The 26363-nt window shown below is 65.1% G+C and carries 28 protein-coding genes; 13 read left to right on the forward strand and 15 right to left on the reverse strand.

What is annotated here, in order from left to right:
* Positions 1–65: 65 nt before the first annotated feature.
* From NA5_RS18585 to NA5_RS18595, 3 genes are all read left to right on the forward strand, one after another.
* Positions 66–1160: an LLM class flavin-dependent oxidoreductase gene (locus NA5_RS18585; RefSeq protein WP_062987730.1), complete on the forward strand. Its 1095-nt coding sequence runs from the start codon at positions 66–68 to the stop codon at positions 1158–1160.
* Positions 1161–1319: 159 nt separating this feature from the next.
* Positions 1320–1868, forward strand: coding sequence for a YceI family protein (locus NA5_RS18590; protein WP_062987731.1), 549 nt, complete (start codon positions 1320–1322; stop codon positions 1866–1868).
* Between the two features lie 71 nt (positions 1869–1939).
* Positions 1940–2782 (forward strand): NAD-dependent protein deacetylase, encoded by an 843-nt coding sequence (locus NA5_RS18595; RefSeq protein ID WP_062987957.1) that lies wholly within the window; start codon positions 1940–1942, stop codon positions 2780–2782.
* Between the two features lie 5 nt (positions 2783–2787).
* Here the strand turns inward: NA5_RS18595 and ppnP are convergent, their stop codons facing one another.
* Positions 2788–3099, reverse strand: coding sequence for a pyrimidine/purine nucleoside phosphorylase (gene ppnP / locus NA5_RS18600; protein ID WP_062987734.1), 312 nt, complete (start codon positions 3097–3099; stop codon positions 2788–2790).
* Between the two features lie 98 nt (positions 3100–3197).
* Here ppnP and NA5_RS18605 point away from each other — a divergent pair, with 98 nt between their 5' ends.
* From NA5_RS18605 to NA5_RS18615, 3 genes are all read left to right on the forward strand, one after another.
* Complete coding sequence (locus NA5_RS18605) at positions 3198–4037, forward strand: DUF72 domain-containing protein (protein ID WP_084484240.1); 840 nt, start codon at positions 3198–3200, stop codon at positions 4035–4037.
* A gap of 90 nt (positions 4038–4127) precedes the next feature.
* Complete coding sequence (locus tag NA5_RS18610) at positions 4128–4970, forward strand: alpha/beta fold hydrolase (RefSeq protein ID WP_062987738.1); 843 nt, start codon at positions 4128–4130, stop codon at positions 4968–4970.
* A gap of 38 nt (positions 4971–5008) precedes the next feature.
* Positions 5009–5464 carry an SRPBCC family protein gene (locus tag NA5_RS18615; RefSeq protein WP_062987740.1) on the forward strand — a complete coding sequence of 152 codons (456 nt, stop codon included), beginning with the start codon at positions 5009–5011 and terminating at the stop codon, positions 5462–5464.
* A 76-nt stretch (positions 5465–5540) separates the two neighbouring features.
* Here NA5_RS18615 and NA5_RS18620 read toward each other — a convergent pair whose 3' ends face one another.
* From NA5_RS18620 to NA5_RS18630, 3 genes are all read right to left on the reverse strand, one after another.
* Positions 5541–6167, reverse strand: coding sequence for an MBL fold metallo-hydrolase (locus NA5_RS18620; protein ID WP_062987742.1), 627 nt, complete (start codon positions 6165–6167; stop codon positions 5541–5543).
* Complete coding sequence (locus tag NA5_RS18625; RefSeq protein WP_062987744.1) at positions 6164–7249, reverse strand: S-(hydroxymethyl)mycothiol dehydrogenase; 1086 nt, start codon at positions 7247–7249, stop codon at positions 6164–6166. Before NA5_RS18625 ends, NA5_RS18620 begins: the two co-directional genes overlap by 4 nt.
* A gap of 94 nt (positions 7250–7343) precedes the next feature.
* Positions 7344–8339, reverse strand: a complete 996-nt coding sequence (locus tag NA5_RS18630; RefSeq protein WP_062987746.1) for an alpha/beta hydrolase — start codon at positions 8337–8339, stop codon at positions 7344–7346.
* 156 nt (positions 8340–8495) lie between these two features.
* On the opposite strand from NA5_RS18630, the gene NA5_RS18635 reads away from it, so the two are divergent.
* The 5 genes from NA5_RS18635 (at position 8496) to NA5_RS18655 (ending at position 14361) form a co-directional block, all read left to right on the forward strand.
* The gene (locus NA5_RS18635; protein WP_062987747.1) at positions 8496–9794 is read left to right on the forward strand and encodes an MFS transporter; all 1299 of its coding nucleotides are present in this window, start codon (positions 8496–8498) and stop codon (positions 9792–9794) included.
* Positions 9795–9864: 70 nt separating this feature from the next.
* On the forward strand, positions 9865–10266 hold the full coding sequence (locus NA5_RS18640; RefSeq protein ID WP_062987959.1) for a nuclear transport factor 2 family protein: 402 nt from the start codon (positions 9865–9867) through the stop codon (positions 10264–10266).
* A gap of 381 nt (positions 10267–10647) precedes the next feature.
* Positions 10648–12228 carry a hypothetical protein gene (locus NA5_RS18645; protein WP_062987749.1) on the forward strand — a complete coding sequence of 527 codons (1581 nt, stop codon included), beginning with the start codon at positions 10648–10650 and terminating at the stop codon, positions 12226–12228.
* A 197-nt stretch (positions 12229–12425) separates the two neighbouring features.
* Positions 12426–13727 carry a glycosyltransferase 87 family protein gene (locus tag NA5_RS18650; RefSeq protein ID WP_245672290.1) on the forward strand — a complete coding sequence of 434 codons (1302 nt, stop codon included), beginning with the start codon at positions 12426–12428 and terminating at the stop codon, positions 13725–13727.
* 334 nt (positions 13728–14061) lie between these two features.
* On the forward strand, positions 14062–14361 hold the full coding sequence (locus tag NA5_RS18655) for a hypothetical protein (RefSeq protein WP_062987751.1): 300 nt from the start codon (positions 14062–14064) through the stop codon (positions 14359–14361).
* Positions 14362–14373: 12 nt separating this feature from the next.
* On the opposite strand, the gene NA5_RS18660 is transcribed toward NA5_RS18655, so the two are convergent.
* Positions 14374–16653 carry an Rv1355c family protein gene (locus NA5_RS18660; protein WP_062987753.1) on the reverse strand — a complete coding sequence of 760 codons (2280 nt, stop codon included), beginning with the start codon at positions 16651–16653 and terminating at the stop codon, positions 14374–14376.
* A 137-nt stretch (positions 16654–16790) separates the two neighbouring features.
* Positions 16791–18233, reverse strand: a complete 1443-nt coding sequence (locus tag NA5_RS18665) for a purine-cytosine permease family protein (protein ID WP_062987963.1) — start codon at positions 18231–18233, stop codon at positions 16791–16793.
* Between the two features lie 126 nt (positions 18234–18359).
* Between NA5_RS18665 and hutC the strand changes: the two genes are divergently transcribed.
* Entirely contained in the window at positions 18360–19115 is a 756-nt protein-coding gene (gene hutC, locus NA5_RS18670; RefSeq protein ID WP_062987965.1) for a histidine utilization transcriptional repressor HutC, read from the forward strand.
* Positions 19116–19129: 14 nt separating this feature from the next.
* Here hutC and NA5_RS18675 read toward each other — a convergent pair whose 3' ends face one another.
* From NA5_RS18675 to NA5_RS18705, 7 genes are all read right to left on the reverse strand, one after another.
* Positions 19130–19849 (reverse strand): Mut7-C RNAse domain-containing protein, encoded by a 720-nt coding sequence (locus NA5_RS18675; protein WP_174555243.1) that lies wholly within the window; start codon positions 19847–19849, stop codon positions 19130–19132.
* A gap of 43 nt (positions 19850–19892) precedes the next feature.
* Positions 19893–20501 (reverse strand): F0F1 ATP synthase subunit B family protein, encoded by a 609-nt coding sequence (locus tag NA5_RS18680; RefSeq protein WP_062987757.1) that lies wholly within the window; start codon positions 20499–20501, stop codon positions 19893–19895.
* Between the two features lie 3 nt (positions 20502–20504).
* Entirely contained in the window at positions 20505–21008 is a 504-nt protein-coding gene (locus tag NA5_RS18685; RefSeq protein WP_062987759.1) for a F0F1 ATP synthase subunit B, read from the reverse strand.
* A 6-nt stretch (positions 21009–21014) separates the two neighbouring features.
* Entirely contained in the window at positions 21015–21272 is a 258-nt protein-coding gene (locus NA5_RS18690; RefSeq protein WP_040687366.1) for a F0F1 ATP synthase subunit C, read from the reverse strand.
* A gap of 83 nt (positions 21273–21355) precedes the next feature.
* The gene (atpB, locus tag NA5_RS18695; protein WP_084484242.1) at positions 21356–22144 is read right to left on the reverse strand and encodes a F0F1 ATP synthase subunit A; all 789 of its coding nucleotides are present in this window, start codon (positions 22142–22144) and stop codon (positions 21356–21358) included.
* The gene (locus NA5_RS18700) at positions 22141–22545 is read right to left on the reverse strand and encodes an ATP synthase subunit I (RefSeq protein WP_062987761.1); all 405 of its coding nucleotides are present in this window, start codon (positions 22543–22545) and stop codon (positions 22141–22143) included. Before NA5_RS18700 ends, atpB begins: the two co-directional genes overlap by 4 nt.
* A gap of 354 nt (positions 22546–22899) precedes the next feature.
* Complete coding sequence (locus NA5_RS18705) at positions 22900–24423, reverse strand: FAD-dependent monooxygenase (protein ID WP_062987763.1); 1524 nt, start codon at positions 24421–24423, stop codon at positions 22900–22902.
* A 92-nt stretch (positions 24424–24515) separates the two neighbouring features.
* Between NA5_RS18705 and NA5_RS18710 the strand changes: the two genes are divergently transcribed.
* Positions 24516–25157: a TetR/AcrR family transcriptional regulator C-terminal domain-containing protein gene (locus NA5_RS18710; RefSeq protein ID WP_062987765.1), complete on the forward strand. Its 642-nt coding sequence runs from the start codon at positions 24516–24518 to the stop codon at positions 25155–25157.
* A 4-nt stretch (positions 25158–25161) separates the two neighbouring features.
* Here the strand turns inward: NA5_RS18710 and NA5_RS42305 are convergent, their stop codons facing one another.
* Both NA5_RS42305 and NA5_RS18720 read right to left on the reverse strand, forming a co-directional pair.
* Complete coding sequence (locus tag NA5_RS42305) at positions 25162–25614, reverse strand: hypothetical protein (RefSeq protein ID WP_062987767.1); 453 nt, start codon at positions 25612–25614, stop codon at positions 25162–25164.
* A gap of 12 nt (positions 25615–25626) precedes the next feature.
* Complete coding sequence (locus NA5_RS18720; RefSeq protein ID WP_062987769.1) at positions 25627–26349, reverse strand: metallophosphoesterase family protein; 723 nt, start codon at positions 26347–26349, stop codon at positions 25627–25629.
* Between the last annotated feature and the right edge of the window lie 14 nt (positions 26350–26363).

The following is a 26363-nucleotide window of genomic DNA, read 5'->3' on the forward strand; positions in this document are numbered from 1 at the left end:
ACGACACCACCCTGTTGGTTGCCATATCCACCAAATAGGTGTCAGACTTTCCGAGAGGAGGCGGCGTGCAGTTCGGAATTTTCACCGTTGGCGATGTGACGGTCGACCCGACGACAGGTCGGGCCCCGACCGAACACGAGCGCATCAAGGCGATGGTCGCGATCGCGCGCAAGGCCGAAGAGGTCGGCCTGGACGTATTCGCCACCGGCGAACATCACAACCCGCCGTTCGTGCCGTCCTCGCCGACCACGATGCTCGGCTATATCGCGGCGCGGACCGAGCGGTTGCAGCTGTCCACCGCGACGACCCTCATCACCACCAACGACCCGGTGAAGATCGCCGAGGACTTCGCCATGCTGCAGCATCTGGCCGACGGTCGCGTCGATCTGATGCTCGGCCGCGGCAATACCGGCCCCGTCTACCCTTGGTTCGGCAAGGATATTCGCGACGGCATCGCGCTGGCCATCGAGAACTACCATCTGCTGCACCGGCTCTGGCGCGAGGATGTGGTCGACTGGGAGGGGCGGTTCCGTACTCCGTTGCAGGCGTTCACCGCGACCCCGCGACCGCTGGACGGTGTGCCACCGTTCGTCTGGCACGGGTCGATCCGCAGCCCGGAAATCGCCGAGCAGGCCGCCTATTACGGCGACGGCTTCTTCGCGAACAATATTTTCTGGCCGAAGGAGCACTTCCAGCGGCTGATCGAGCTATACCGGAGCCGGTTCGAGCACTACGGCCACGGCTCTGCCGACCAGGCCATAGTCGGCCTCGGCGGACAGGTGTTCATGCGCAAGAACTCCCAGGACGCGGTGCGCGAATTCCGGCCATACTTCGACAACGCGCCCGTCTACGGCCACGGCCCGTCGCTCGAGGATTTCACCGAGCAGACGCCGCTGACCGTCGGTAGTCCGCAGCAGGTGATCGAAAAGACCATGACGTTCCGGGAAAGCTTCGGCGACTATCAGCGACAGCTGTTCCTGATGGACCACGCCGGTCTACCGTTGAAAACGGTCCTGGAACAACTCGATCTGCTCGGTGCGGAGGTAGTTCCGGTGCTGCGCAAGGAGTTCGACGCACTGCGTCCGGCTCATGTGCCGGACGCGCCGACTCATGCGTCATTGGTCGCGGCCAGGGACGAGGCCGTCGAGGTCGCGCAGTGACTGGGCGCTCCCACCGGCTACTCGTCGGAATAGGCCGTGCGGCAGCGGAATTCGTCGCCGCGACCTGATCCCCGGTGCAACGGCGCACCGTCCGGTAATGCCAGAACTGAATACCTGTATCCACGTAATTGAAATCTCAACTATATGAGGAGAACGACAATGTCGACCACCACCGCCAAGAACCTGACCGCAGGCACCTGGGTCATCGATCCCGCCCACTCCACCCTCGGATTCACCGTGCGTCACCTGATGGTCAGCAAGGTCCGCGGTCGCTTCGCCGACTTCTCCGGCAAGCTGGTCATCAATGAAGACGGCACCGCCTCGGCCGAGGCCGAGATCCTCGTCGACTCGGTGACCACCGACAACGAGCAGCGCGACGCGCACCTGCGCACCGCCGACTTCTTCCACGCCGCCGACTTCCCGGTGGCCACCTTCAAGTCGACCGGATTCCGTGTCAACGGCGAGGATTTCGTCGTCGACGGTGACTTCACCATCCGCGGCACCACCCGCCCGGTCTCCCTCGATGTCGAATTCCTCGGCGTCAACCCCGGCATGGGCCAGGGCCCGGTCGCCGGTTTCGAGGCCAAGACCGTCATCAACCGTCGCGACTTCGGCATCACCATCGATATGCCGCTGCCCGACGGCGGCGCGGTGATCGGCGACAAGATCACCCTCACCCTGGAAATCGAGGTCGCCCTGCAGGCCTGATCGGGACCGACGCAATGCCTTCGCCGCCGCCCGGGGGCACCGACCGGGCGGCGGCGCTTACGCTGAATTCCATGTCCGCTGATTCCGCCGCTGTCGAGCGCTTGTCCGGGCTCCTGACGGGGCGGCGGGTGGCGGTGCTGACGGGGGCCGGGGTGTCGACCGACAGCGGGATTCCGGATTACCGGGGGCCGGGTTCGCCGGTGCGGACACCGATGACGTATCAGCAGTTCGTGGGCGACGCGGCGTTTCGGCAGCGGTACTGGGCGCGCAACCATATCGGGTGGCGGGCCATGGACGGGTCACGGCCGAATGCGGCGCATCGGGCGCTGGCCCGGTTGGAGCGGTCCGGCGTCGTCACCGGTTTGATCACGCAGAATGTCGATCTGCTGCATACCAAGGCGGGGCACCGGCGGGTCATCGATCTGCACGGAACCTATGCGCGAGTGCGGTGTCTCGGCTGCGAGGCGCTGATTTCGCGAATGACCTTGGCCGAGCGGTTGGAGGCGGCCAATCCGGGGTTCGCGGCATCGGCGACGGCCACCGGGGTCGAGGTCGCGCCCGATGCGGATGCGGTGGTCGCCGATACCGCGAATTTCCGGATGGTGGACTGCGCGCACTGCGGCGGCATGCTCAAACCGGACATCGTGTACTTCGGGGAGAACGTCCCCAAGCAGCGCGTCGCGGCCGCGTTCGAAGTGGTCGAGGCGGCCGACGCGCTATTGGTGGCGGGATCGTCGCTGACGGTGATGTCCGGGCTGCGGTTCGTGCGATACGCGGCGAAACAGGGCAAGCCGGTCGCCATCGTGAACCGTGGCCGGACCCGCGGTGATGACCTCGCCGCGCTCACCGTCGATGCCGGATGCGCGGATGTATTGACCGCGCTGGCAGCTGGTCTGGGTGCGGTGCCCGTCTGACCGGCTCAGCCGAAGTGGCAGACGTAGTGCACCGTCGAAAGCACCTCGATCTCGAATGAGCTATTGCCCGGCACCTCGAACGATTCGCCGCCCACGTACGTCACGGCTTCGGTTTCACCGGCCAGGGTGACCTTGCACTCGCCCTGGACCAGCTCCATGATCTCCGGCTCGACCGTATTGAACGTCAGGGTGGACGGCAGGATGACGCCGACCGACTTCGCGGTGCCATCGGCCAGCTCGATGTTGTGGCTGATGCACTTGCCGTCGAAGTACACATTGGCCTTCTTGGCCACACTGACGTTCTCGAACCGCGTCATGATCTCTTTCCCGAGGTGCTGGAGGTGGAGCCGTCAGCGTACGTGAGCCCGCTCGACCGCCCGGACGGGTGGCCGGTTGGTGCGTTAGCGTCGTTGTCATGCGGCTTCACGTGGGATGTGCGATGTGGACGCACGCGGCATGGCAGGAATATCAACCGGTTCCGGCGGAGCGACTGCGGCATTACGCCTCATGGTGCACTGCGGTGGAAGGCAATACGACCTTCTATGCGACGCCGACGCGCAACACGGTGGAGTCGTGGGCGAAGCAGACCGATCCCGACTTCCGTTTCGTCATCAAACTGCCCAAGCCGATCACGCACGAGCGCAGACTGCACGGTGCGGAGGTAGAACTGCGCACCTTCCTGAATGCGATGGAACCGCTCGGCCCGCGCATCCATGCGCTCTGGGTGCAGTTGCCGGGCTCATTCGGGCCGACCGATCTCGCAACGCTGGCCGGATTCCTGCGCACGCTGCCCGACTCGTACCGGTCCGCTGTCGAGGTCCGTCATCCGGCATTCTTCGAAAATCAAAGTGCCGCACGGCAATTGGAGCACGTACTTGCGCGGGTAGGTGCCGAATGGGTGCCCTTCGACACCGCTTTGCTTTTCGAAGGACCCGCCGAGAGCGCCGCGGAGGCCGAGGCGCGGGCGAAGAAACCGCGGGTGCCGCGCCGCACCCGAGCGCTCACCGAATTCCCGATCGTCCGCTATCACGGCCGCGATTCGGCCGAGCGCACGATTGCTGGCTGGCAGCGGTGGCTCGACATCGTCATCGCGTGGCTGCACGAGGGGCGCTCGCCAACGGTTTTCATCCACACCCCGGACAACGCGTCCTCGCTGCACCTCGCCCGCCGCTTCCACGACGAGGTACGCGCCCGACTGCCCGAACGCGAGCCGCTGCCCGAGCCCATTCCGACCGAGCCGATGACTTTGTTCTGAAATATCTCGAATAAATAACAATCCCGAATGCGCGCTCGGTTAGAATGGAGGGTGTTGCCGCACTAGTGCCGAGCACGATGGAGGAAACCGATGAGCCACGCCACCGCGCAGTCCACATCCTTCACCCTGCACGGCGGGGCGGGCACACTGGCCGCCTTGGAATCCGTGCCTCCGCACGATGTCGAAATTCGCGGCACGGTGCTATTGGTCCCCGGCTTCACCGGCTCCAAAGAGGACTTCGAGGCCATGCTGCCGAGGCTGTCCGCGGCCGGATTCCGTTGTGTCGCTTACGATCAGCGCGGACAGTGGCAGTCCGACGGTCCGGACGACGTATCCGGATACACCATGGCCGATTTCGCCGAGGATCTGATCCTGGTCACCGACCAGATCTCCAACGACACACCGATTCACCTGGTGGGCCACTCGTTCGGCGGCTACGTCGCCCGTGCCGCCCTTGCCGCGCATCCGGACCGCTTCCGCAGCCTCACCCTGCTCGCCTCCGGTCCGTCCTCGACCTCCGATATCAATTTCGCGCCACCGCAATTGGTCGCCCAACTCATCGAACGCGGTGGCCAGAAAGCGCTGTGGGAGCAGCTGAGTCAGGCTATCGGCCCGCTGGTTCCGCCCGCGAAACTCGAATTCCTGCGCAACCGCATCTTCCGAACCAAGAAGGCGAATTTGGTCGGCATCATGCGGGTGATGGAGGGTCCGACAGACTGCACCGCCGCGCTGCGCGCCGCTGGCCTTCCGATTCTCATCGCCTACGGCAACTCCGGTGATCTGTGGCCGCCGAGCGTCCACGAACGCTATGCCGAGGAATTGGGCGCGCGTACCGCGGTTTACGACGGCGTCGGCCACCTACCGAACGAGGACCGTCCGGCCCGCGTCTGCGCCGACTTGGTCACCTTCTGGACCGAGACCGATCCGCACTGAGCGGACCTGTCTCAGAAGGCGCCTGCTAGCGTGCAGGCATGCACGATAGCGTGACGGTTCGAATGGCAGCGCCCGCCGAGAAGATCTGGGAGCTGGTCAGCGATATCACGAATACCGGGAAGTTCTCGCCGGAGACCTTCGACACCGAATGGCTCGGTGGCGCAACGGCTCCCGCCGTCGGCGTCAAGTTCCGCGGGCACGTCAACCGCAATGGCTGGGGCCTGAAGTATTGGACGGTCTGCCGGATCGTCGCGTGCGAGCCAGGACGTGAGTTCGCCTTCACCGTGCTCGGACCACGCGGGATGTCGGTCAATACCTGGCGCTACCGTTTCGAGGCCGTCGAGGGCGGCACCGACGTAACCGAATCCTTCCAACTCAACGAAAACACCCGAGCCCTGCGCCTCTACTGGCTCATCGCAGGCCGCGCCCGCAGCAAAACCAACCGCGACGGCATGCGCCAAACCCTCGAGCGCATCAAGGCATACGTCGAATAATCAAGATCAGGTGGAATCCAGGGCGGCAAATGTCGAGAAGCCCCCGCCACCAGCGCCACCTGATCTTGATCGGGGCTCAGTGGCCGCGGGCGATCCAGTCGGACAGGGCGGGTTTTTCGGTGCCGATGGTGGTGTTGTCGCCGTGGCCGGTGTGGACGGTGGTTTCGTCGGGGAGGGTCAGGAGGCGGTCTCGGATGGAATCGATGATGGTGTCGAAGTCGGAGAATGAGCGGCCGGTGGCGCCGGGGCCGCCGTTGAACAGGGTGTCGCCGGTAAAGAGGGCGGTGGCTTCGGGGAGGTAGAGCGAGACGGAGCCGGGGGAGTGGCCGGGAGTGTGCAGGACTTCGATATCGGTGCCCGCCACGGTGATTCGCTGCGTATCGGCCAGTGATCGGTAGTCGACGTCGGGGTGGGTCATACGCCAGAGCGGGTCGTCGCCCGGATGCAGCAGGATCGGGGTGTCGAGGCGTTCGGCCAGTTCCGGTGCGACGGTGACGTGGTCGTTGTGACCGTGGGTGCAGACGACCGCGCGGACATTGCGAGCGCCGACGGCTTCGATGATCGCGTCGGCATCATGGGCCGCATCGACGATGACCACCTCGGTATCGTCGCCGATCAACCACACATTGTTGTCGACGTCCCAGGTGCCGCCGTCGAGTGCGAAGGTGCCGGAGGTGACGACGCGATCGATGCGCAGGCTCACCAGACCACCACCGACCGCAGCACCGCACCCGCATGCATTGCGGAGAAGGCCTTCTCGACCTGGTCCAAAGCGATGCGCTCGGTGACGAAGCGCTCCAAGGGAAGTCGGCCCTGCAGATACAGATCGATCAGCATCGGGAAATCGCGTTCCGGCAGGCTGTCGCCGTACCAGGAGGATTTCAGCGCACCGCCACGGGAGAACAGGTCGATCAGCGGCATATCGATGGTCATATCCGGGGTCGGGACGCCGACCAGTACCACGGTGCCCGCAAGGTCGCGGCCGTAGAAGGCCTGCCTCCAGGTTTCCGGGCGGCCGACCGCATCGATGACCACATCCGCGCCGAAACCGTCGGTGTATTCCTGGATCTGTTCGACGACATCGGTTTTGCTCGCATCGATCGTGTGCGTCGCACCGAATTCCGTTGCCCAGCTGAGCTTCTGGGGATCGCGGTCGATCGCGATAATGGTCCGCGCACCGGCGAGCCGCGCACCCGCGATGGCGGCGTCGCCGACACCGCCGCAGCCGATGACCGCCACCGTATCGCCGCGCGACACATTGCCGGTATTCATTGCCGCGCCGATACCCGCCATGACGCCGCAGCCGAGCAGCCCGGCCACGGCCGGGTCGGCAGCCGGGTCGACCTTGGTGCACTGGCCCTCGTGTACCAGTGTCTTATCCGCGAATGCGCCGATGCCGAGGGCGGGGCTGAGTTCGGTGCCGTCGGCGAGCGTCATCTTCTTGCTGGCATTGTGGCTGGCGAAGCAGTACCACGGGCGGCCGCGCTTACACGCGCGACATTCGCCGCACACCGCGCGCCAGTTCAGAATGACGAAATCGCCCGCGACCACATGGGTTACCGCGTCCCCGACGGTCTCCACGACGCCCGCGGCCTCGTGCCCGAGCAGGAACGGGAACTCGTCGTTGATACCGCCCTCGCGATAGTGCAGATCGGTATGGCACACCCCACAGGACTGGATGCGCACCACCACATCGTGCGGCCCGGGATCCGGGATCACGATATCGACGAGCTCGACCGGTGCGCCCTTACTACGGGCAACCACGCCACGCACGGTTTCGGACACGAATCCTCCTAGATGTTGGATGGTGCTCGGCTGGGTCCGGTGCCATCGGACAATTGAACCGCGCCGACCTCACTTCGCTGCTACAAATCGGCCATCAGATGCCCAGGCCATTGGCGAGAACCGGCCAGGAATCCTTCAGCGCGCGTTCCCAGTAACCCCAGGAGTGGGTGCCGGTGGGTTCGAGGTCGTAGGTGGCCGCGATGCCGAGCTGATTCAGCCTGGCTCGCATATTGCGGGTGCACCAGGCGGTCGCCCCCTCGATCGCACCGCCCGTCGTCACCTGCAGGGGGAGCCCGCCCTCTGCCCAGCTCTGCGTGTGTGGGTCGGTGGGAGTGTCGAACGGCCCGGGCAATCCGCTCCCCGCCGACAGGTACAGATTCAGCCCGCGCAGGGCTTCGGCATTGACATACGGATCGTTCGCCGACCACATCGGATCGTCCGGCGGCCCATACATATTCACCGGATCGCCACCGCCCTTGCGCACCGACATCGCGACGAATGCCTGACCAACCGGATCGCTGATCTGCGCGCATCCGCTGAACGCCCCGACGGACCGGTACAACCCCGGATTCGAAATCGCCAGTGACAGCACTGATGTACCGGAGGTGGAGATCCCCGCGATGGCATTGCGTCCGGTGGTGCCCAACGCGGCATCGATCAGCGGCGGCAATTCCCGAGTCAGATAGGTCTGCCACTTGTTGACCCCCAACGCCGGGTCCGCCGCCCGCCAATCGGCGTAGTAGCTGTACGCCCCGCCGAGCGGCTGCACCACATTGACATTCTTATCCCCGAAAAACCCCATGACATCGGTCTTCGTGCCCCAGGTCGCCCCATCGACTCCACCGTCGACCCCGGCCAGCAGATACAACGTCGGCCGCGGCACCGCGGTATCCGCGGGCCGCTGCACCTGCACCGAGAACTCCCGGCCCATCGCCGCCGAATACACCGTCAACGTGAGATGCCGATCGTCGCGAGCCTGAACCGCGGTAATCCTGGACCCATCCCCGGTCACCACCGACTCCGACACCTGACCGTCAGGAACGACCCGGTCAGAACTATCGGCTTGTGCGACACCGGTCGACACGCTCATGGCGACCGCTCCGATAGCGGCCGCTAACCGAAATCTGCCGACACCCACGAGTTCGACCCTCTCACAGACCGCTTTCGAATCCTGTGCATGCGCGGGTCACGGCGTCCCGGTCATGGGAACTTGACGCCGCAAGGGATGCGGGTCGAGAGTTCGCGAATGGATGGAACGCCCGAGGTGTCCCGCGCGACGTTGCGCAAGGTCACGATTCGACTGGTGCCCTATCTCGGGCTGCTGTATTTCATCAACTACCTGGACCGGGTCAATATCGGTTTCGCCGGGCCGAGCGGTATGAAAACGGAGCTGGGACTGACCGAGACGGCCTTCGGGTTCGCCTCCGGCATCTTCTTCATCGGCTATCTCGTGCTGGAGGTGCCGAGCAATCTGGCGCTGCACCGGTTCGGTGCGCGCCGCTGGATCGCCAGAATCATGGTGAGTTGGGGTGTGGTCGCCACCGCCATGGCGTTCGTGCCCAACGAAACCTGGCTCTATATCCTGCGATTCACCCTCGGCGTGGTCGAGGCCGGATTCTTTCCCGGCATCCTGCTGTATCTCACCTACTGGTTTCCGCAGACCCAGCGCGCCAAGATCGTCGCATTGTTCATGACGGCGGTGCCGATTTCGACCGCCTTGGGCTCGACGGTGTCGAGTCTGATCATCCAGTACGGCGATGGTGTATTCGGCCTGAGCGGTTGGCGGTTCATGTTCCTGGTCGAGGGCTTGCCCGCGATCGTGCTGGCGGTGGTCACCTGGTTCTTCCTCACCGACCGTCCGGCACAGGCCAACTGGCTGACCGAGGCCGAAAGACATTGGCTCACCGCCGAACTCGACAAAGAGCAGGCGGCGCGGGTCGAACACTGGACAGTGCGCAAGGCGCTCACCCATCCCCGCGTACTCGGCCTCGCCTTCATCTACGGCGGCATCGTCTACGGCCTGTACGCACTCGGATTCTTCCTGCCCACCATCATCAACGGCTTCCAACAGCAGTACGGCACCCACTATTCGGTGGTGCAGCGCGGGCTCATCAATGCGGTGCCCTATGTGATCGGCGCCGTGGTGATGGTGCTGTGGAGCAGACACGGCGATCGAACCGGTGAGCGAGCCTGGCATGTCGCACTACCCGCGCTGGTCGGCGGGCTCGCCATTCCGGTGGCGCTGTATCTGGGCAACCCGTTCGCCGCCATGGTCGCGGTCACCGTCTGTGCCGTCGGTGTGCTCGCGGCGCTGCCCACCTTCTGGGCGCTGCCGAGCACCTTTCTCTCCGGCGCGGCCGCGGCGGGCGGAATCGCCCTGATCAACTCCATCGGCAATGTCAGCGGGTTCGTCGCGCCGTACGTCACCGGTGCGCTGAAGGACCTGACCGGCACCCAGCGAGCCGGACTGTGGGTCGTCGGCCTCGCCATGATCGGCTCGGCCGCAGGCGTTCTCGCACTGCGATCCCGCATCCGCGCCAACTGAGGAGTTTGTGCCGCGGATCACCGGCCGATCCCCCTGGTCGATGTAGAACGATCCCTCTAATATGGGCGATATGAGCAACCGAGACGTAGTCGAAAAGTTCTACAAAGCAACGCAATCCGGAGACCCCGCGGGCATCCTCGATGCGCTGCATCCGCGCTTCCAGGGCTGGGTGGCTCCAGGAATGCCCAGCGTGACCGTCACGCAGGCGCAGAGCCCCGAAACGGCGCTCGCGGGTATCTGGCAGCCGGTGTTCCGCGAATACGAGATCGCGCCCTTCGCCGAGGAATGGTTCGACGCCTATCCGAACACCGTCATCGTCACCGGCCACTACCGCGGCACCGCGCGCGCCACCGGCAAGCATGTGGCCGCCGAATTCGCCCACATCTGGCATATCGCCGACGAAAAGCTGCTCGCACTGCACCAGTACACCGACACCTGGCACTGGCGCGAAGCGCTGTCGGACGCGGCATGAACGCACGATGACTACGTCGCGGCGCATGCGGACCCGAAATCACCTGACCTATCGATCAGTTGGCGGCGACACGCCCGAATGTGTCGGCACCCCTTGAACGAACCGACTGGTTGGCTGTTAGCTGGCGGCAAGCAGTTGCGCCGCAGCGAATCCGGGCCGGTGAAGCGTATGTTCATGGCGCCGCGAGCGGCGTTCGCAAGTGCCGAATCGTCGTTAAATCGAAACTTCGGATGCGTGTGTCGCGCGCGGCACGCCGCAAGACAACCCACTGACGGCAAATTGACAGTTTCGCTGGCAACGGTGCATCGACTATGAATGTCTGGTGCCGTTCCCACGCGTGATCACTTGTCTGCCGTCGAATCTCTCCCGCGGGGAGTCGAATTGACCATCGAGCATCATCCTGTCGAGGACGAGGTCGGACAGCTCGCGAGAAGGGTCGAGCGGGCTCGGGGCCGACTGGCCTACCAGTTCGATCCCGCGCTGACCGAGGCGCTCTCCGAGGACGAACTGGTCGCCGAGCGTGAGCTCGCGGAGAAGATTCGCGGCGAGGATCGCGCACAGCGATGGAAACAGGTGCAGGCCGCGGCCGCCGCGGCCGACCGCGCCAGGCAGACCACGGAAGCGATCGAGAAGGCCGACATCAGAGATCTATTGGTAGCCCGCAAGGCAATTGCGGCGCAGCGGCGGGAGTCCAGCCCGCATGCCAAATTGGCGTCGCTGTACCGGCATCGGGGATGGTCACTGCGCGCGCTGGCGGGCGTGGTGGCGGCGGGCATGCTGTGGTCCGCGGTCAATGTGCAGCACAACATCGCGCCGGGCGGGCCGGGCGATCCGCTGTACTGGTTCAGCTACCTCATCGAGGCGATGATCAGCGTCTGCTTGATCATCATCATGGTCGGCACCAACAAGGTCGCCGAATGGGGCGTGATCGACAACCGCCGACAGGTCGCCGCCGCCGAAATCGCCCTGCTGTCATTGACTGTCACGCTCAACACATACCCGTACCTGCGGGACGGGGAATGGTACGAGACCGGTGTGCACGCGGTCGCGCCGGTGATGATCGGTGTCGCCCTGCTCATCCACGACGCGGCCAGCGCACGCTACGGCCTGGCCATCTACCGGGCCACCGAGCAGGTCCGCGAATTGCCCGATCCGGCCGAACAACTCAAGCAGACGATGCCATCGATCGCGTCCTATCGCGCGAATACCCAGGCGGCCCTGGTGGCGCCGGGGGCGGAGAAGGAGTCCGCGGAATACGAGGCGCCGTCGGCCACCGACGGTGCGCAACAGGACGCGGAGCTGGATGCCGACGCGATCGTGGAGGCCGAAGCGGTCGAGGTCGAGGAGTCGACCGACGGGGAAAGCCCTGCCGCGCAAGAGGGCTCGGACGCACCCGAGAAGCGTCGCGCGCCGACCAACGGCCAGTCGCCGGAGAATGCGGAGGCCCAGCAGCGGCCCGCGCCCCCGAAGACGGAGAACCGTCCCGCTGTCGTCAAGGAGCCGACCGCGCCGGTGGCCGCGAAGCCGGTCGTCGCGAAGAACAACCCCTTCGCACCGCCGGAGCCGGAGCCGATCGCCGAGACCAAGCCCGTCGCGAAGGTCGACAGCCCGCCGCCCCCGGCCAAGGCGCCCGCGCGCAAGGCCGCCCCGGCGAGCCCGGACAAGCCCGCCGCGGAGACCAAGCCGTCGGTCGTGTCGGCACTTCGCCGGGGCAACGGTTCGGCCGCGGCGACGGCGCGCAAGCCCAGTTCGCTCGAGGGCCGCAAGGACAGCAGGTCGACCGAGAACGCCAACGCGCGCGCCAAGACCAACACATCCTCCGAGCCGGATTCGCATCTGCAGGTGGTTCGCACGCCCGATATCCACGACACCGGGCAGTTCCGCATCGCGGAGATGCTCGAGCAAGAACTCGCCGAACTACAGGCGGAGCGCAGGCGGGCCAGGGCCAGCAGGCAACGATGATCCCGCCGCTTGCTTGCCCCGGCACTTCGGGGCATGATGCAGGCGCGGGTCATTAGGTACGTTAAAAACTGGTTATCGCCGTAGTGCAGCAGGTGCGGGACGAAGGGATGGATCGGTCGTCGTGATGAGGTCTTATCACCCCACAGGATCCTGTACCTCGAATCGCGCGACGGTGTCGCCTCGGTCATAGCGGATCGGTGCGAGACACCCGGAAGCTGGAGTTTCCGCGTACGGGACCAGCGATATACCTGCTCGCCGGTAGTGCCCTGCTGTCGGTGATCCTGCTCTTCACCACCATCGATCCCTTCCTGGACAAGGGCGGGTTCCTGGTCGGTGGCCTGGACGTGCACATCTATCGCGACGGTGCGTTTCGCATCGTGCACGACATTCCGCTGTACACCGAGCCGACCATGCGCGGGCTGCTGTACACCTACACGCCGTTCTCCACCATCGCGTTCGTGCCGATCTACATGGTGCCGTGGGGGTTCGTGACGAACACCTGGCTGGTGTTCAACCTCGCCATACTCATCGCCTGTGTACTGCTCAGCTGGCGGCTGCTCGGCTATCGGATCACGACTCGGCTGGTGGTGGTCAGCGTGCTGATCGCGGCCACCTGTGTATTCATCGAGCCGGTCCGCCAGACGCTCTACTTCGGGCAGATCAACCTGGTGCTGATGCTGCTGGTGCTGCTGGACGCCCTGCGCGCGGACCGAAGCAAACTGCGCGGCGTCGGCGCCGGAATCGCGGCGGGTATCAAACTCACCCCGATGTACTTCGTCGCTTATTTCGTGGCACTGCGGCAATGGCGCTCGGCGATTACCGCATTCGTGACCTTTCTGGCCACCGTGGCTTTCGCCTGGCTCATCCTGCCCACCGATTCCCGGCAGTACTGGACCTCGACGTTTTTCCAATCCAACCGGATCGCGGAGGACAATCACCCCTCGAACCAGTCCATCCGCGGCGTCATCGCACATCTGCTCGGCGGCCCCGCCCCGGTGTGGTTGTGGTTGCTCATCGCGGGGTCGGTCACCATCGCCAGCCTGATGGTCACGACGGCGCTGTATCAGCGGGGTGAGCGGCTGCTGTCGATCACCCTGGCCGGTCTCACCGCGTGCGCGATATCGCCGTTCTCCTGGGGGCATCACTGGGTGTGGTTCGTGCCGCTGTTCGTCTTCCTCGTGCACAAGGGGCTGGACAACTGGCGCTGGTGGGTGGCGGCGGCGGTGCTGTTCACCGTGACCGCCTCCTGGACGTATCACTGGAGCAAGACCTGGGTGTCGATCGGAGTGTTCCTGCTGCCGCCGTGGTGGCCGATCACCAAGGTCTTGATCAACGGCTACGTCATCGAATTCCTCATCGTCCTGATCGCGGCGTGGATACATCTGCGCAAGGACGGCTGGTCGGCACTCAGCGAGCACTCAGCCGAGCGTTCGATCCGTTTCCCACTCCTGCGGCGTCGCAATCCCGACTCCCCTTCGTGCCCAACCCCTTCCCCTTGATAAACGCCGGAACCCGGTAGCGCACACCGGTTTCCGCAGAGGCGCTGGTGACGGAGACCGGGCCGCCGGATACTCGTTTGTGGAGCGGTTGCTGTGCCACCATCAGGCAGCCGTTCAGTGCGTTGGCACGGGCAGCCGTCGCGCCATACCGGTAATGCGGCTAGCGGCTTTGCGATCTCTTTACCTGCGGATTCCCTTCGGTTTCCACCCGAAGTGGACGCTTGCCGGGCGGGTCGGCCGGAGTTACGGTTGCTTCCTGCGTCGCGAGGCAACCGGTCACCACCGGGTTGCTGAGTGGCATGAACATTTCGCTCGAGGGCTGGAGGGTTCCGCTATGACGAAGAAGAAGGCTCAGCCCAACCCGATGTTCGCGGTGACCATGGTCAATGCCATCCATAAGGATGTCGATGGTTACGGGGACAGATGGGTAGCCACCGTCGACCACGGCAATATGCGCGCCGACTGGATCGCCGAAGCCGTCGCCAAGGACGCACGCACGGTGCGGATCTGGTGCGACGACTGCGGTAACAGCGTCCATCTGTGTGCGGAAATCCGGGATTACCTTCCCCCGGAGGTACGCAAGGCGCTGGCCGACGCCTGGGAGCACTACCACCCGACGCACCACGCCTCGTAGTCAGCGCGCGGCTCAGGCGAATTCGAGGACCTGAACCAACGGACGGCGCAGCGACCGCGCCGTCGGAGGTCCCGCGTGCGCGAGTCGGAACAGCAGCACCTCGGCATGGTCCGCATCGGTATCGAACACCCGGCGATAGCGCACGCGCAGCTCCCGGAGTTCGGCCTGCTCGCGCTTGCCGAGTCCGTGGCCACCGCCGCGCTCGAGGCGGGCGAAGAGGTAGGGCAGTGCGGTCATCGGTTGCAGCGCAATGCCTTCGGCCGCAGCGGTGAGCCACATCCGCTGCATGGCGCGTCCGCCGAGCAGGTAGCTTTCGCGTGACACCCCCGGCACCGTCAGCAGCCCCACCGCGGCGGCGCCGGTCACCGCGCGCCGCGAAAGGTCTTCCAGCGCGCGGCCACCGCCGATCTCGGCCAGAGATTCCGCGACCCGCCACTGCCCGAGCAGGCGCAGCGCGGCACGTTCGGCCTCGGTGAGTTCGGCGGTCGCGATATCGATCCCATAGGGTTCGGCTCGTACCTCCTCGGGTGTCCACCGGTAGCTGCTCATCGTGTCGCGATGCATTGCTCGGTTCAGCAGACCGATGCGATCCGCCGCGCCGATCAGCGCGCCGATCTCCGCCAATTCCGTTCTTTCACAGGACAATTGCAACCGTCCGCCGAATTCGGCGCAGGCCGCGACCAGCGATCGTGCCAGCTCCGCGTCGAGCGGTCGCCGCAACTCGCGACGCCGGTTGGTGACCCGGGTCGGGATCTGCGCGACGAGCGGTGATCCCTCCAGTTCCGGTGCGCCGGACAGTTCGACCGTGGCGACGAGGTCGGCGTCGGGCCAGGTTCGGATTCGCGTGCGCAGTCCGAGCTGCCCGGCCGCCAGCTCGATATTCTCGAGCAGCGCACCGAAAGCGACCCACGTTGCGCCGTGGGCGAAGTCGAGGCTGGGCAGATCACGTTTCGGATCGTGACGGCACTCCAAGACCGCGGTAGCGCGCCGCCAGGTCAGCGCCCACGGCTGCGCGTTATGTGCGGATGGGGCGAGTGCGCCCATGGCCGCTATCCACCGCACGGCATCGTCGGATACTACCCCGCGCTCGGACGGCTGCGGTGGCAGCGGCGGATCCCTCCGTGCCTCTTCGGCGACCGCGAATAGTGGGGCGGGCGGGGCAGGTTCATGATGGCTGCCGTGGCCCGCGTCGATCAACTCGGCTGGATCGACGTAGTAGCGCCCGGATGCGACCGGTTCGCCGAGCAGCAGTCGCCGTGCCGCATCGGCGACGATCGCGCCGCCCAGCGCGGCGCCGGAGGCCAGTTGTGGCCAGCTGCCGATCGTCCGCCCGAGCTCGGGCAGCGACGCCGCCGCGCGGGTGCTGATCCGTGCCGCGTCGAGGATTCCCAGGACGTGCGGGAGCTTCGCCGATGTGGTCAGGTCGCGCAGATCTGCGGCCCGTACCGAACCGAGCAGACCATGGAAGATCGGCCGATCCGGTTCGATATCGAACCGTTCGATATCGAGCAGTCCGCGATCGCCGATCGGCATGAGCACCGGAATGCCGTGGACCCGCGCTCGCTCCCGGACCAGGGCCTTGGTGTGCAGATCATCGCACCCCTCGACCACCAGATCGAGACCGCCGCCGCCGAGCAGGAAATCATCGATCGCCTCCGGACGAATTCCCCTCGGGCACCGTTCTATTCGGAGATACGGATCGATCTCGAACATCTGCCGCGCCGCCATGACGGACTTCTCGATGCCGAGGTCGGCCACGCGGGCGCGGATGCGATTCAGATTCGACAGGTCGAGCCGCCCGCAGTCCGCGATCTTGAACGAACCGCCGATCCCTTCGAGTGCGAGGGTGAGCGCTGCCGCATTGCCGACCGACAGCCCGACCACGCCGATCCGCATCCGCGCCAGCCGCTGCTGTTCTTCCCGGGTGATCCGATAGCGGTTGCGGTCGGTGCGGACCTCGCGAAATTCCGCCTCGGGCAATACATGTACCAGATCGGCCGACCATGGATACCACACCCACCTGCCGTATTCGGCGGGATCTGTCTCACCCAGTCGCAGCCGCACTCGCTCGTCCAATTCGGCAGTGGAGCAGGCAGGTTCGCGTGCCAGCACGAGTTGCCGCAATTGGTCGGAAAGTGTGTCGAGTACCCGCACGTCCGTTGCGGCCAGCAGTTCGGATAATGCCGACCGGTCCCTATCGATGGCCAGATCGAAATGAACTGGCCGCCATTCGGAAAGATCGTCATTCTGGTCGGCGCGCTCGCGCAGATCCCGGCCCACATCGATGCGCAAAACCCCTCCCGGCGTGTGCGTGCGAATCGGTCTACCAAGGTCTACACCCGACTTGCCGGTAACTAGTTATGATTGAGCAAGCTCGTGGGCGGCCGAAATCGACCAGCACATCACGGGATTCGCGGCAGAGCGGCGCGTTACTCGGCCGAAACCCGGGTCGACGCAACCGTGGCGGCGGGGTAGATCATCCCGTCCGGCGGATTGCTCGTGCGACGTGCGAGTGGGTAGTAGATCGCCGCCGTGAACACGATGCCGACGATCCATGAGATATCCGCGCCGCCGAGCATATCGGTGATCGGGCCGGTGTAGAGCTTCTGTGCGAGGAAGGGGATCTGAGCCAGGATGCCGAGGGTGTAGCAGGCCAGTGCGGTGCCGTTCCAGCGTCCGTAGCGGCCCTCCGGATCGTAGAGCGCGGGGATATCGATGCGCTCGCGCGAGACCAGGTAGTAGTCGATCAGATTGATCGCACTCCATGGGGTGAAAACCATGAGCAGGACGAGCACGAAATTCTTGAAGTTGTTGAGGAAGTCGGCGCTGGCCCCGATGGCGATCAGCATCGAAACCACGGTGAAGCCGACGATATAGGCCGTCCGTGCGGCCTGGGTGGTGTGCGAGCGGCCGTTGAACGCGGTCACCGAAGTCAGGATGGACATGAATCCGCCATAGGCGTTCAGACAGTTCACCGTCAGCTTGCCGACCACGATCACCAGGTAGATCAACAGCGCGATCGCGGACGGGCCCGCGAGGTCGCCGATGAAGCCGACTTGGTTGCCCAGGAAGGCCTTTCCGGCGACGGCGGCCACCAGTGCGCCGAGCGTCATCGCCCACTGGGAGCCGAGCACGCTGCCCGCGAAGGTGGACCAGAAGGTGGTCCGTGCACTGGTGGTGCGGGGCAAATAGCGCGAATAGTCCGCGACGTACGGTCCGAAGGTCAGCTGCCATCCCGCGCCGAGGGAGACCGCGAGGACGAAGGTCACGATGTCGAAGGATTTGGCACCGACGTAGGCGCTGACGTCGTATTCGGCGAACAGACGGATCGTCAGGTAGGTGAAGCCGATGATGCCGACCACGGTGGCGATTCGCCCGATGACGTGGATCAGTCGGTAGCCGGTCACCGCGACCAGGGCCGTGAGCCCACCGAAGACGAGAATGCCGACGGTCGAATTGTCCACGTGCAGAATCTTGTTCACCGCCTGACCGGCCAAGACCGTACCGGTCGCGGCGAAGCCGAGATACATCACGATCACGAGCAGCAGTGGCATCACCGCACCGAGGACGCCGAATTGCGCTCGGCTGGAGATCATTTGCGGCAATCCGAGCCGCGGGCCCTGTGCCGAATGCAGTGCCATGACTATGCCGCCGAGAATATTGCCGAGCAGCAATCCGACGATCGCCCACAGCGCATCGGCGCCGAACACCACCGCCAGCGCACCGTCGACGATGGCGGTGATCTGCATATTCGCCCCGAACCACAGGGTGAATTGGTTGCGCGCGGTGCCGTGGCGTTCGGCATCCGGAATTACTTCGATGGTGCGGCGCTCGATCCGCAGTCCGGCGTCGAATTCGTCGTTGTGCGGCATGGATCCGCCTTCCATCAGGAGAAGGGCAGCTGGGGCAGCCTGCCCAGATGCATAGTCCTGTATATACAAGTGCCTGTCAACCGGAACGGCTAAGGTTGCGGCCAGGCGACGTGAGAGGTGGTGGCGATGGCCCGCCTGGTGGGCGATGCAGATCTGGCGGCCTTGTTCGCGACGTCCGGACCCGATACGGCACCGGCATATGAGCGGATCAAGACCCTGATCCGCACCCAGATCGATGCCGGACGCTGGGGCGCGGGGGATCAGCTGCCCTCGGAGCATCAGCTGGTCGACGCTCTCGGCATCTCCCGCATGACGGTCAACCGCGCACTGCGTGAATTGGCCGCGGCCGGGGTGGTGGTTCGGATGATGGGGGTCGGCACCTTCGTCGCGCCCGCCAAGGTGGCCTCGCCGCTGTTCGAGGTGCGCAATATCGCCGATGAGATCCAACAGCGCGGTCACCGGCACCGCACCGAGGTCATCTTCCTGCGCAGCGAACCGCTCGACACCGCCGATCCACTGCTCGACCATTGGCCGACCGATTCGGTATTCCATTCGCTGCTGGTGCATTTCGACGACGAGGTGCCGATCCAGGTGGAGGACCGCTACGTCAACCCCGCCGCCGCACCCGGCTACCTCGACCAGAATTTCGCCGAGATCACCCCGAACCGCTACCTCAGCGCGGTGGCCCCGCTGGTACGTGGCGAACATGTCGTCGAGGCGGTGCAGGGCAGCCAGGAGGACTGCCGACTACTTCGCATCCGCCGCACCGAACCCTGCCTCCAGATCCGCCGCCGCACCTGGTCCGCGAGCGCGCTGGTCAGCGTGGCCCGCCTCGTTCACCCCGGCTCCCGCAGTCGATTAGAGGGCGCGTTCGGAGCCTGATTCCGATAATGCGGTCAAGTGCCGAAGTGGAGGGCGTGCGTGACGATCGCGTCGAGACGCGCGTGATGCGCACCCTTCCAATAGGTTCGGCCGCAGTCGATGCACTGTGCGAACGCGTCGTAGGTGCGTTCGGTGTCGTTCGGCAGGTTTCCACGCAGGGTGTGCTTATCGGTCACGCGCAGGGGGCCGTTGCAGGCCGTGCAGCGGGTCCATGGCGCGAGAGGTGGTGCGAAACGCGATAGCACGTCGTCCAGCTGTTCGACCGGGCGGTGACTGTAAATGTATGCGCCAGCGAAGATTTCACGCCGACGCAGCAGTCCGCGGTCGCGGGAGAGCAGGATGCGATGTTCGGTCGCCGAGCGGGTGGCGAGCGCGGCATCGCCGATATCCGGATTCTCGTAGGCGGTGTCGACGCCGAGCAGCCGCAGCCGCCGCGCCAGGGTGCCGAGGTGGATATCCAGCAGGAAGCGCAGCGGCTCGTCGAATCGCTGCGGACGCGCCACGGCGCGCACCGAGACCGCCTCGCCGTCGGCGGGCAGATGCGCCGGGTGCATCGACCGACCATCGACCAGCAGTTCGCCGACCTCGGTGAGCGGCACGCCGAGCGATTCCACGATATGTCCGAGCGTCGACACGCTGTCGATCCGCAGGGCAGAGCGACCGTCCCGCTGTGCGGCCGCGACGAACAGCCGCAATTCGGGCGCGAAATCTATCGTGATCTGCGCGGTGCCCACTCGGCCAGCATGCCAGGGCATGCGGTCCGGTGACCACCGGGTTCTACAACGCCCAGGGCTGGGCGCGGCGTCGGACCGGCGGCTCCGCGTTGGCCATGGCCTCGAGGTCCTCGAGGAATTTGTCGATGCTGTCGGCGGCCACGTGGGTGGCGCCGATCTCGTAGCGCACCTTTTCCTCGGTGCTGTCCATGACCGTGGTGATCAGCTCGTCCTTCAGATCGCGGATGAGCTGGGTGCGCATCTGGGCGATCTGGTCGCGGCCCTGGCTGCGGACCCGGGCGACCTCGGCGTCGGCGAATTCGCGCATCTTGGCGATGATGCGTTCGGCGTCGGCGCGCGCGTCCTCGCGGATGTGCTCGAGTTCGGCCTGGGCGTCGGTGACCGCATTGTCGTAGGCCCGTTTGGCCTCGACGAGCCGGTCGGCCGCCTGCTGGTTCTCCTCGAGCTGTTTCTGAATATTGTTCTGTGCCTTGGCCATCAGCCGTTTCACCGGCGGCGCCACCCATTTGACGATGACGAAGATGATGACCGCGAAACCGAAGAGCTGGCTGAAGAAGATCGGCCAGTCGAAGGTGATGTGGAAGATGCCCGAGTCCTCGGACTCGGCCGCGTGGATGGCCCCTTCGGCAAGGATGCCGCTGTTGAGGTTCATTGGCTACGCTCGTTCTGACTGATGGCCGGCGCTGGAGCCGGCGTGCCGATCCTTGATGCCGAGCACGCGATCGGCCAATGTCTCGGCGAGCGGTTCGACAGCCTCACGCAGCTCCGCGGCCACTTGGTCCGCTTTGGCCCGAAGTTCCGTCGCGGATTCCGCGACGATCCTGTCGGCCTCGTCCTGCGCCTCACTTCGCAACTGCTCGAGGATGATTCGGCCCTCGTGCCTCGCCTGGTTCCTGATCTCGACCGCTTCACTGCGCGCCTGCGCGACGGCCGCCTGATATTTCGCTTCGGCGTCGGCGAACAAGGCTTTGGCTTCCTTGTTGTCGACCGCGGTCTCGGCGACTCTCGCCTCGCGTTCCGCCAATACCTTGCGTATCGGCGGAACGACGAACAGCCACATGACCCCGAGCACGATCAGGAAGATCAACAGCTCGGCGAAGAATGTGCCGTTGGGGATCAGGAAGTTCCCCTCGGCAATAACATCCGTTCGCGGCGTCATACTGAATTACTTACCTGGAGTAGCGAATACGAAAAGCGCCATGAACGCTAGATTGATGAAGTACGCCGCCTCGACCAGACCGACGGTAAGGAAGAAGTTACCGCGGAGGCGACCTTCGGCTTCCGGCTGACGGGCAACGCCGTTGATCAACGCGGCGCCGGCGAGTCCGTCACCGATACCCGCGCCGATGGCGCCACCGCCCATAATGATGCCGCCGCCGATGAGCGCGCCCTGGACGATGGCCGCCGTTGTTGCGTCTGCCATTTTTCACTTCCTGTTCTTTACTGTGCTCGATCGGCGGCGCCGATCTGTCGTTGTTTAGAGCGACCCGAAAGCAGTCGCCGGAGCTAGTGTTCGTGCTCCAGCGACATCGACTGACTGAAGTAGAGGACGGTCAGCAGCGAGAAGATGAATGCCTGGATGGCTCCGACGAAAAGGTCGAAGAGTTTCCAGATGGCATTCGGCCCCCAGCTGATCCAGAACGGGAACAGTGCGATCACCGAGACCATCACGCCGCCCGCGAACATGTTGCCGAACAATCGCAGCGACAGCGAGAGCGGTTTGGCGACTTCCTCGATGACATTGATGAAAACCATCGGGCCCCATCCGGTGTGGCCCTTCAGCAACTGCTTGGCATGCCCACCCGGGCCACGCCGGTACACACCCGCACCCTGATACATGATGAAAACGAACAGGGCCAGCGCGTAGACGAAATTGACGTCAGACGCGGGCGGTGCGATCAATTCACCGTGTCCGTACTGCACCGGCAGCACCGACAGCCAGTTCGACAACAGGATGTAGATGAACAGCGTGACGGCCAATGGCAGCGCGAACGGCGCGACCTTCATGCCGATTGCGCTTTCCACCTGGTTGCGCATCTGGACCGTGACGGTCTCGAAGAACAGCTGCACGCCGTTGGGTACGCCCGAGGTCAGCTTCGCCCGCAGGTAGAACGCGAGGCCGAGCACGATCGCCGCCGCGATGGCGGTCGAGATGATCGTGTCGACATTGAAGTCCATACCCCACAGGTGCGCGACCGCGTGTTCGCCGACCTTGATTTTCGGCTCTTCGGCGGGCGCTTCCTGGGCGAGCACCGGAAGCGCCGACCGGGCGATGAAGGCGAGTTGATTCGTCATGATTGCTGGCGAAGCTCCTTCACTTCAGGCAAGACGGTGACCAACACCAGAATCACTTGAAAGGCGGCCAGACCGAAGAAGATTCCGATGCCGTGCGGCCTTGCCAGGAAACCCACTGCGAGCGAACCGCCGGTTATTGCGATCAGTCGAGTCGCCGAGGAGAGGTACAACCCCTGTTTCCTCGGTTTCTCGGCGTCGGCGACTCGGTTGACCGTCAGTCGGGTGAGTTGGGCATTCAGCCAACCGAGTCCGAGTCCGATGCAGATGAACAGACCGAGCAGCAGCCGGTCGAGCGGACCGGTAGCTGCCAGGATGAGCACGCCGACGCCGAGAGCAAAGACAGTCGCACGGCGCATTCGGAGTGCGTTGACATCCACTGCGACACCGCCTTCGCCGGTCATCCCACCTCGTAGTGGGGTCTTAATTGATCGATAGCATACACATTAACAACCCTTTTGGAAGGCAACGTTTTTGATCTTTCTCGGGCGAGATTTCGGACGATGTCCATTGGGCGACAGTGTCACACGGGGGTCGACAAGATCAATCAGCGCTCTCGTTGTGTCGCATCGAATCGGACAAAACGGTCACCGCTCCGATGTTCGCTATTGTCCGGTTTATTCGATCGGCGTGCCTAATTTCGGTCATGTCTTTGTAAAGGAATTACAAAGAGGCTACCGATACCCCGAGCTGGGGTCGGTGCGCGGCAGCGAATCGCGTGTTCACCGCGATATCGTGATGCCGCGTCTGAGCGGCAACTATTGATTGCTGACGCGCTGCCGATCGGGGCGCTGGCTCGGGTGCCGTTCGGTAGCGCCGACCCAGGTGCTGAGTGCTTCGGACAAACCCGCGGCGGTTGGTTCGCCGGTAGCCCACGCGACGTAGCCGTCGGGGCGCAGCAGGACGGCGGCGGGGGCTTGGATCGCCCCGAAACCGGGGATGGCCCACTGCTCGGCGCGGCCGACAGCGCTGATGATCTCGATCCGGTCGTGCCATTCCGGGACCGTCGGAACGTCGTTTCCATTGAGCACCAACAGGACCGGGCGGCCCGCGCGCAGCAGCTCGTGCACCCGGGTGTCGCCGTCCGCGGTGGTGAGGTCGGCATCGGGGACCCGGCGGCCGATGAGCGGGTGCTGGCCCTTGATGTCGTAGCGGATGTCGAGGGCGTTGATCATCAGGCCGAGGCGGTGGCGCACCTGGTCCATATCGATCAGATCGCTCATGATGTCGCGCAGTGCGTCGATGTGCGGGCCGGGGCGTCCGAGGGCGGTCTGGGCGCGGGTGTTGTGCAGGACGCGGGCCGCGATGGGGTGGCGCTCGGACTCATAGGTGTCGAGCAGTTCGTCGGATGCGTTGCCGCGCAAGGTTGCGGCGAGCTTCCAGCCGAGATTCACCGCATCCTGCAGTCCCAGGTTCTGGCCCTGTCCGCCCGCGGGGTAGTGGATGTGCGCGGCGTCCCCGGCCAGGAAGACCCGGCCGACGCGGTAGCGGTCGGCCTGGCGGGCGGCATCGCCGTAGTGCGAGATCCAGCGCGGGCTGTGCATGCCGAAGTCGGTGCCCGCGACCTCGGTGAAGTTGGCGCGGAAGTCCTCGAAGCTCAGTTCGGCGCCGCGGTCCAGGACGAGGTCGTGGCGCTGCACGAGCAGTCGGTACCACCCGGGCTCGAATTGGACCGCGGAGAAATCGCCCGCACCGGCGCGGTGTCCGAAGAAGGGCTGTGCGGGCGGATCGGCCAATTCGACATCGGCGAGCATGCCCGTCACGGTCGCGTCGGTGCCGACGTAATCGATGCCCGCCAGTTTGCGTACCGCGCTGCGGCCACCGTCGCAGCCGACCAGGTAGGCGGCGCGAATCCGGCGCGGATTCGACCCGCCGATTTCCACCTCGACGCCCGACGCGTCTTGACCGAAGCCGACCACGGGCGAGCTCCACCGCACTGTCGCACCGAGTTCGGTTGCGTGCTGGTCGAGTTCGCGTTCGATCACCGACTGCAGGACGGCGAGGGTGAATGGGTAGCGGGTGTCGAAGTCGCTGAAATCCAGCGGCAGGCCGCCGAAGTGCCCGGCTTGCATGACCCGGCCGAGCGGGAGCAATCCGTCGAGCAGCCCGCGCTGATCGAGGATTTCCATGGTGCGAGCGTGGATGCCACCGGCCCGCGATTCGCCGGTGCGCGCGGCAAGTCCGTCGACGAGTGCGACCTCCACACCGGCCAGGCGCAGTTCGTAGGCCAGCATCAGCCCGGTCGGTCCGGCCCCGGCGATCACCACATCGGTCGTTTCCATATCGGTCTCCTTAACAACGTTAAGCGATTTAACGTTGTTAAGGAGACCAGAACATTGTTAAGCTGTCAAGCGTCGGACAGCAGGAGGTGACAGTGAAGATCGATGCGACGGTGATCGCCGAGGCGGCATTGGGTTTGCTCGACGAGGTCGGCCTCGACGGACTGACCATGCGGAAGGTGGCCGCGGCCCTGGACGTGCAGGCGCCCGCGCTCTATTGGCATATCAAGAACAAGCGCGAACTGCTCGATGCGATGGCCCGGCGGGTATTCGTCTCCGCTGTCGACGGGATCGAGGCGCCCAGGCAGGGCGAGGACTGGCAGGACTGGGTGGTGGCGGTGGCCGGGCGGTTGCGCCGGTCGATGCTGCGCTATCGGGACGGGGCGAAGGTGCTGGCCGGTACCTTTGTCAGCGATGAAGCCATGTGGCGCACCGTCGAATTGACCTTGCGCACGCTAGAGGACGCGGGTTTCGCGCGGGTCGATGCCGAGCGCGTGTTCCCGATCCTGCTGCACTACACGGTCGGCTTCGTTATCGAGGAACAGGCGCAATCCGGCGCGGAATACGCCGACGGCAATCCCTACGCTCCCGAGCGGATGGCGCAGACCGTCGATGCCGAGCGCTATCCGCGGACCGCCCGGATGGTGGCCGATCTGTTCGACACCGATACCGATGCGGAATACGAGCGCGGGGTGCGGGTCATCCTGGCCGGAATCCGCGCCACTGTCTCCTCGTAATCGCTCAGCGGCCGAAGCCCGCCAAGCCGTCGGCAAGGGTGCTGATATCCAGTGCGTCGAGCACCTTCTGCCGGATATCCGGACATTCGGTGGTGGTGATGCGATCGACGATCGCCCGGTCCTTCAGGACGGTGTCGTTGAGGCCGCCGTTGCGGGCCGCCCAATCGTGCACCGTGCCGTTGAAGCCGAGCTTGCCGAGCTGCGCGCCCTCGGTGCGCCAACGGTCGACCTCCGGTTTCAGCATGTCGCACAGCTGCTTTGCCGCGGTCGGGGTGATCTCGTCCGGATTGGGCATCTGCGCGGAACTGCCCGGGGACGAGAAGGTGATGGTGATGTCGGGATGGGAGGTCGGCGTCGCTGGCACCGGGTCCAGTGGGCCGTTGTCGGCGCAGCCGACCAGCAGGCCCGCCGCCATGATCACCGCGGCCAGAGCGGCGATGGATCCGATCGAGGGCATCGGTACTCCTTATTATTCTTTTGTTTCCGGCTTCAGCTCGTAGACGACGTAGGCGGTGCGCACCACAGGTTGAGCCACATTGCGCACCCGGATGCCGCCCGGCGTGGTGCCGCGCTCGATACCCGCATGCGCGTGCCCGTGGATCGCGAGGTCGACGCGCTGGTCATCGATGGTTTCGCCGAGCAGATAGGACCCGAGGAACGGGTAGATCTCGCGCGGTTCGCCGTGCAGGGTGTCGCTGATGGGGGAGTAATGGGTCAGCGCGATGGTGATATCGGTGTGCAGGCCCGCAAGCGCCTCGCGCAGCATCTCCGCTAGATCGACGGAGTGCGCGGCGAATTCGCGCATCACCCGCTCGCCGAAGACGCTCGCGCATTTACCCGCGAAGCCGCCGCCGAAGCCCTTCGTTCCCGCGATGCCGAGGGAATGGCCATCCACCGCGAATTTCGTCGCGGTGCCCTCCAATACGGTGATGCCGTGATCGGTGAGTTCGGCCGTGATCTCGTGCTGTGCGTCGCTGTGATGGTCGTGATTTCCGAGTACCGCCACGACCGGGACACCGAGATCGGCGAATTCCGCGGCCACGACGCGGCCTTCCTCGATGGTGCCGTGCCGGGTGAGGTCACCGGCCAGCAGCAGCACATCGGCGCGGTCGGGCAGTTCCGCCAGTGCCGGGCGCAGTTCGCCGCCCGACTCCGCGCCGAGATGGACGTCACCGATTGCCGCGATCCGCATGGGCCGCCCTCCTT

This window comes from Nocardia anaemiae NBRC 100462, from assembly GCF_001612725.1.
Taxonomy (GTDB): domain Bacteria; phylum Actinomycetota; class Actinomycetes; order Mycobacteriales; family Mycobacteriaceae; genus Nocardia; species Nocardia anaemiae.

Coding starts and splice junctions, on each gene's coding strand:
- NA5_RS18590 (WP_062987731.1), top strand. CDS start 1,320: ATGTCGACCACCACCGCCAAGAACCTGACCGCAGGCACCTGGGTCATC.
- NA5_RS18595 (WP_062987957.1), top strand. CDS start 1,940: ATGTCCGCTGATTCCGCCGCTGTCGAGCGCTTGTCCGGGCTCCTGACG.
- ppnP (WP_062987734.1), bottom strand. CDS start 3,099: ATGACGCGGTTCGAGAACGTCAGTGTGGCCAAGAAGGCCAATGTGTAC.
- NA5_RS18605 (WP_084484240.1), top strand. CDS start 3,198: ATGCGGCTTCACGTGGGATGTGCGATGTGGACGCACGCGGCATGGCAG.
- NA5_RS18610 (WP_062987738.1), top strand. CDS start 4,128: ATGAGCCACGCCACCGCGCAGTCCACATCCTTCACCCTGCACGGCGGG.
- NA5_RS18615 (WP_062987740.1), top strand. CDS start 5,009: ATGCACGATAGCGTGACGGTTCGAATGGCAGCGCCCGCCGAGAAGATC.
- NA5_RS18630 (WP_062987746.1), bottom strand. CDS start 8,339: ATGAGCGTGTCGACCGGTGTCGCACAAGCCGATAGTTCTGACCGGGTC.
- NA5_RS18635 (WP_062987747.1), top strand. CDS start 8,496: ATGGATGGAACGCCCGAGGTGTCCCGCGCGACGTTGCGCAAGGTCACG.
- NA5_RS18640 (WP_062987959.1), top strand. CDS start 9,865: ATGAGCAACCGAGACGTAGTCGAAAAGTTCTACAAAGCAACGCAATCC.
- NA5_RS18655 (WP_062987751.1), top strand. CDS start 14,062: ATGACGAAGAAGAAGGCTCAGCCCAACCCGATGTTCGCGGTGACCATG.
- NA5_RS18665 (WP_062987963.1), bottom strand. CDS start 18,233: ATGCCGCACAACGACGAATTCGACGCCGGACTGCGGATCGAGCGCCGC.
- hutC (WP_062987965.1), top strand. CDS start 18,360: ATGGCCCGCCTGGTGGGCGATGCAGATCTGGCGGCCTTGTTCGCGACG.
- NA5_RS18680 (WP_062987757.1), bottom strand. CDS start 20,501: ATGAACCTCAACAGCGGCATCCTTGCCGAAGGGGCCATCCACGCGGCC.
- NA5_RS18685 (WP_062987759.1), bottom strand. CDS start 21,008: ATGACGCCGCGAACGGATGTTATTGCCGAGGGGAACTTCCTGATCCCC.
- NA5_RS18690 (WP_040687366.1), bottom strand. CDS start 21,272: ATGGCAGACGCAACAACGGCGGCCATCGTCCAGGGCGCGCTCATCGGC.
- atpB (WP_084484242.1), bottom strand. CDS start 22,144: ATGACGAATCAACTCGCCTTCATCGCCCGGTCGGCGCTTCCGGTGCTC.
- NA5_RS18700 (WP_062987761.1), bottom strand. CDS start 22,545: ATGACCGGCGAAGGCGGTGTCGCAGTGGATGTCAACGCACTCCGAATG.
- NA5_RS18705 (WP_062987763.1), bottom strand. CDS start 24,423: ATGGAAACGACCGATGTGGTGATCGCCGGGGCCGGACCGACCGGGCTG.
- NA5_RS42305 (WP_062987767.1), bottom strand. CDS start 25,614: ATGCCCTCGATCGGATCCATCGCCGCTCTGGCCGCGGTGATCATGGCG.
- NA5_RS18720 (WP_062987769.1), bottom strand. CDS start 26,349: ATGCGGATCGCGGCAATCGGTGACGTCCATCTCGGCGCGGAGTCGGGC.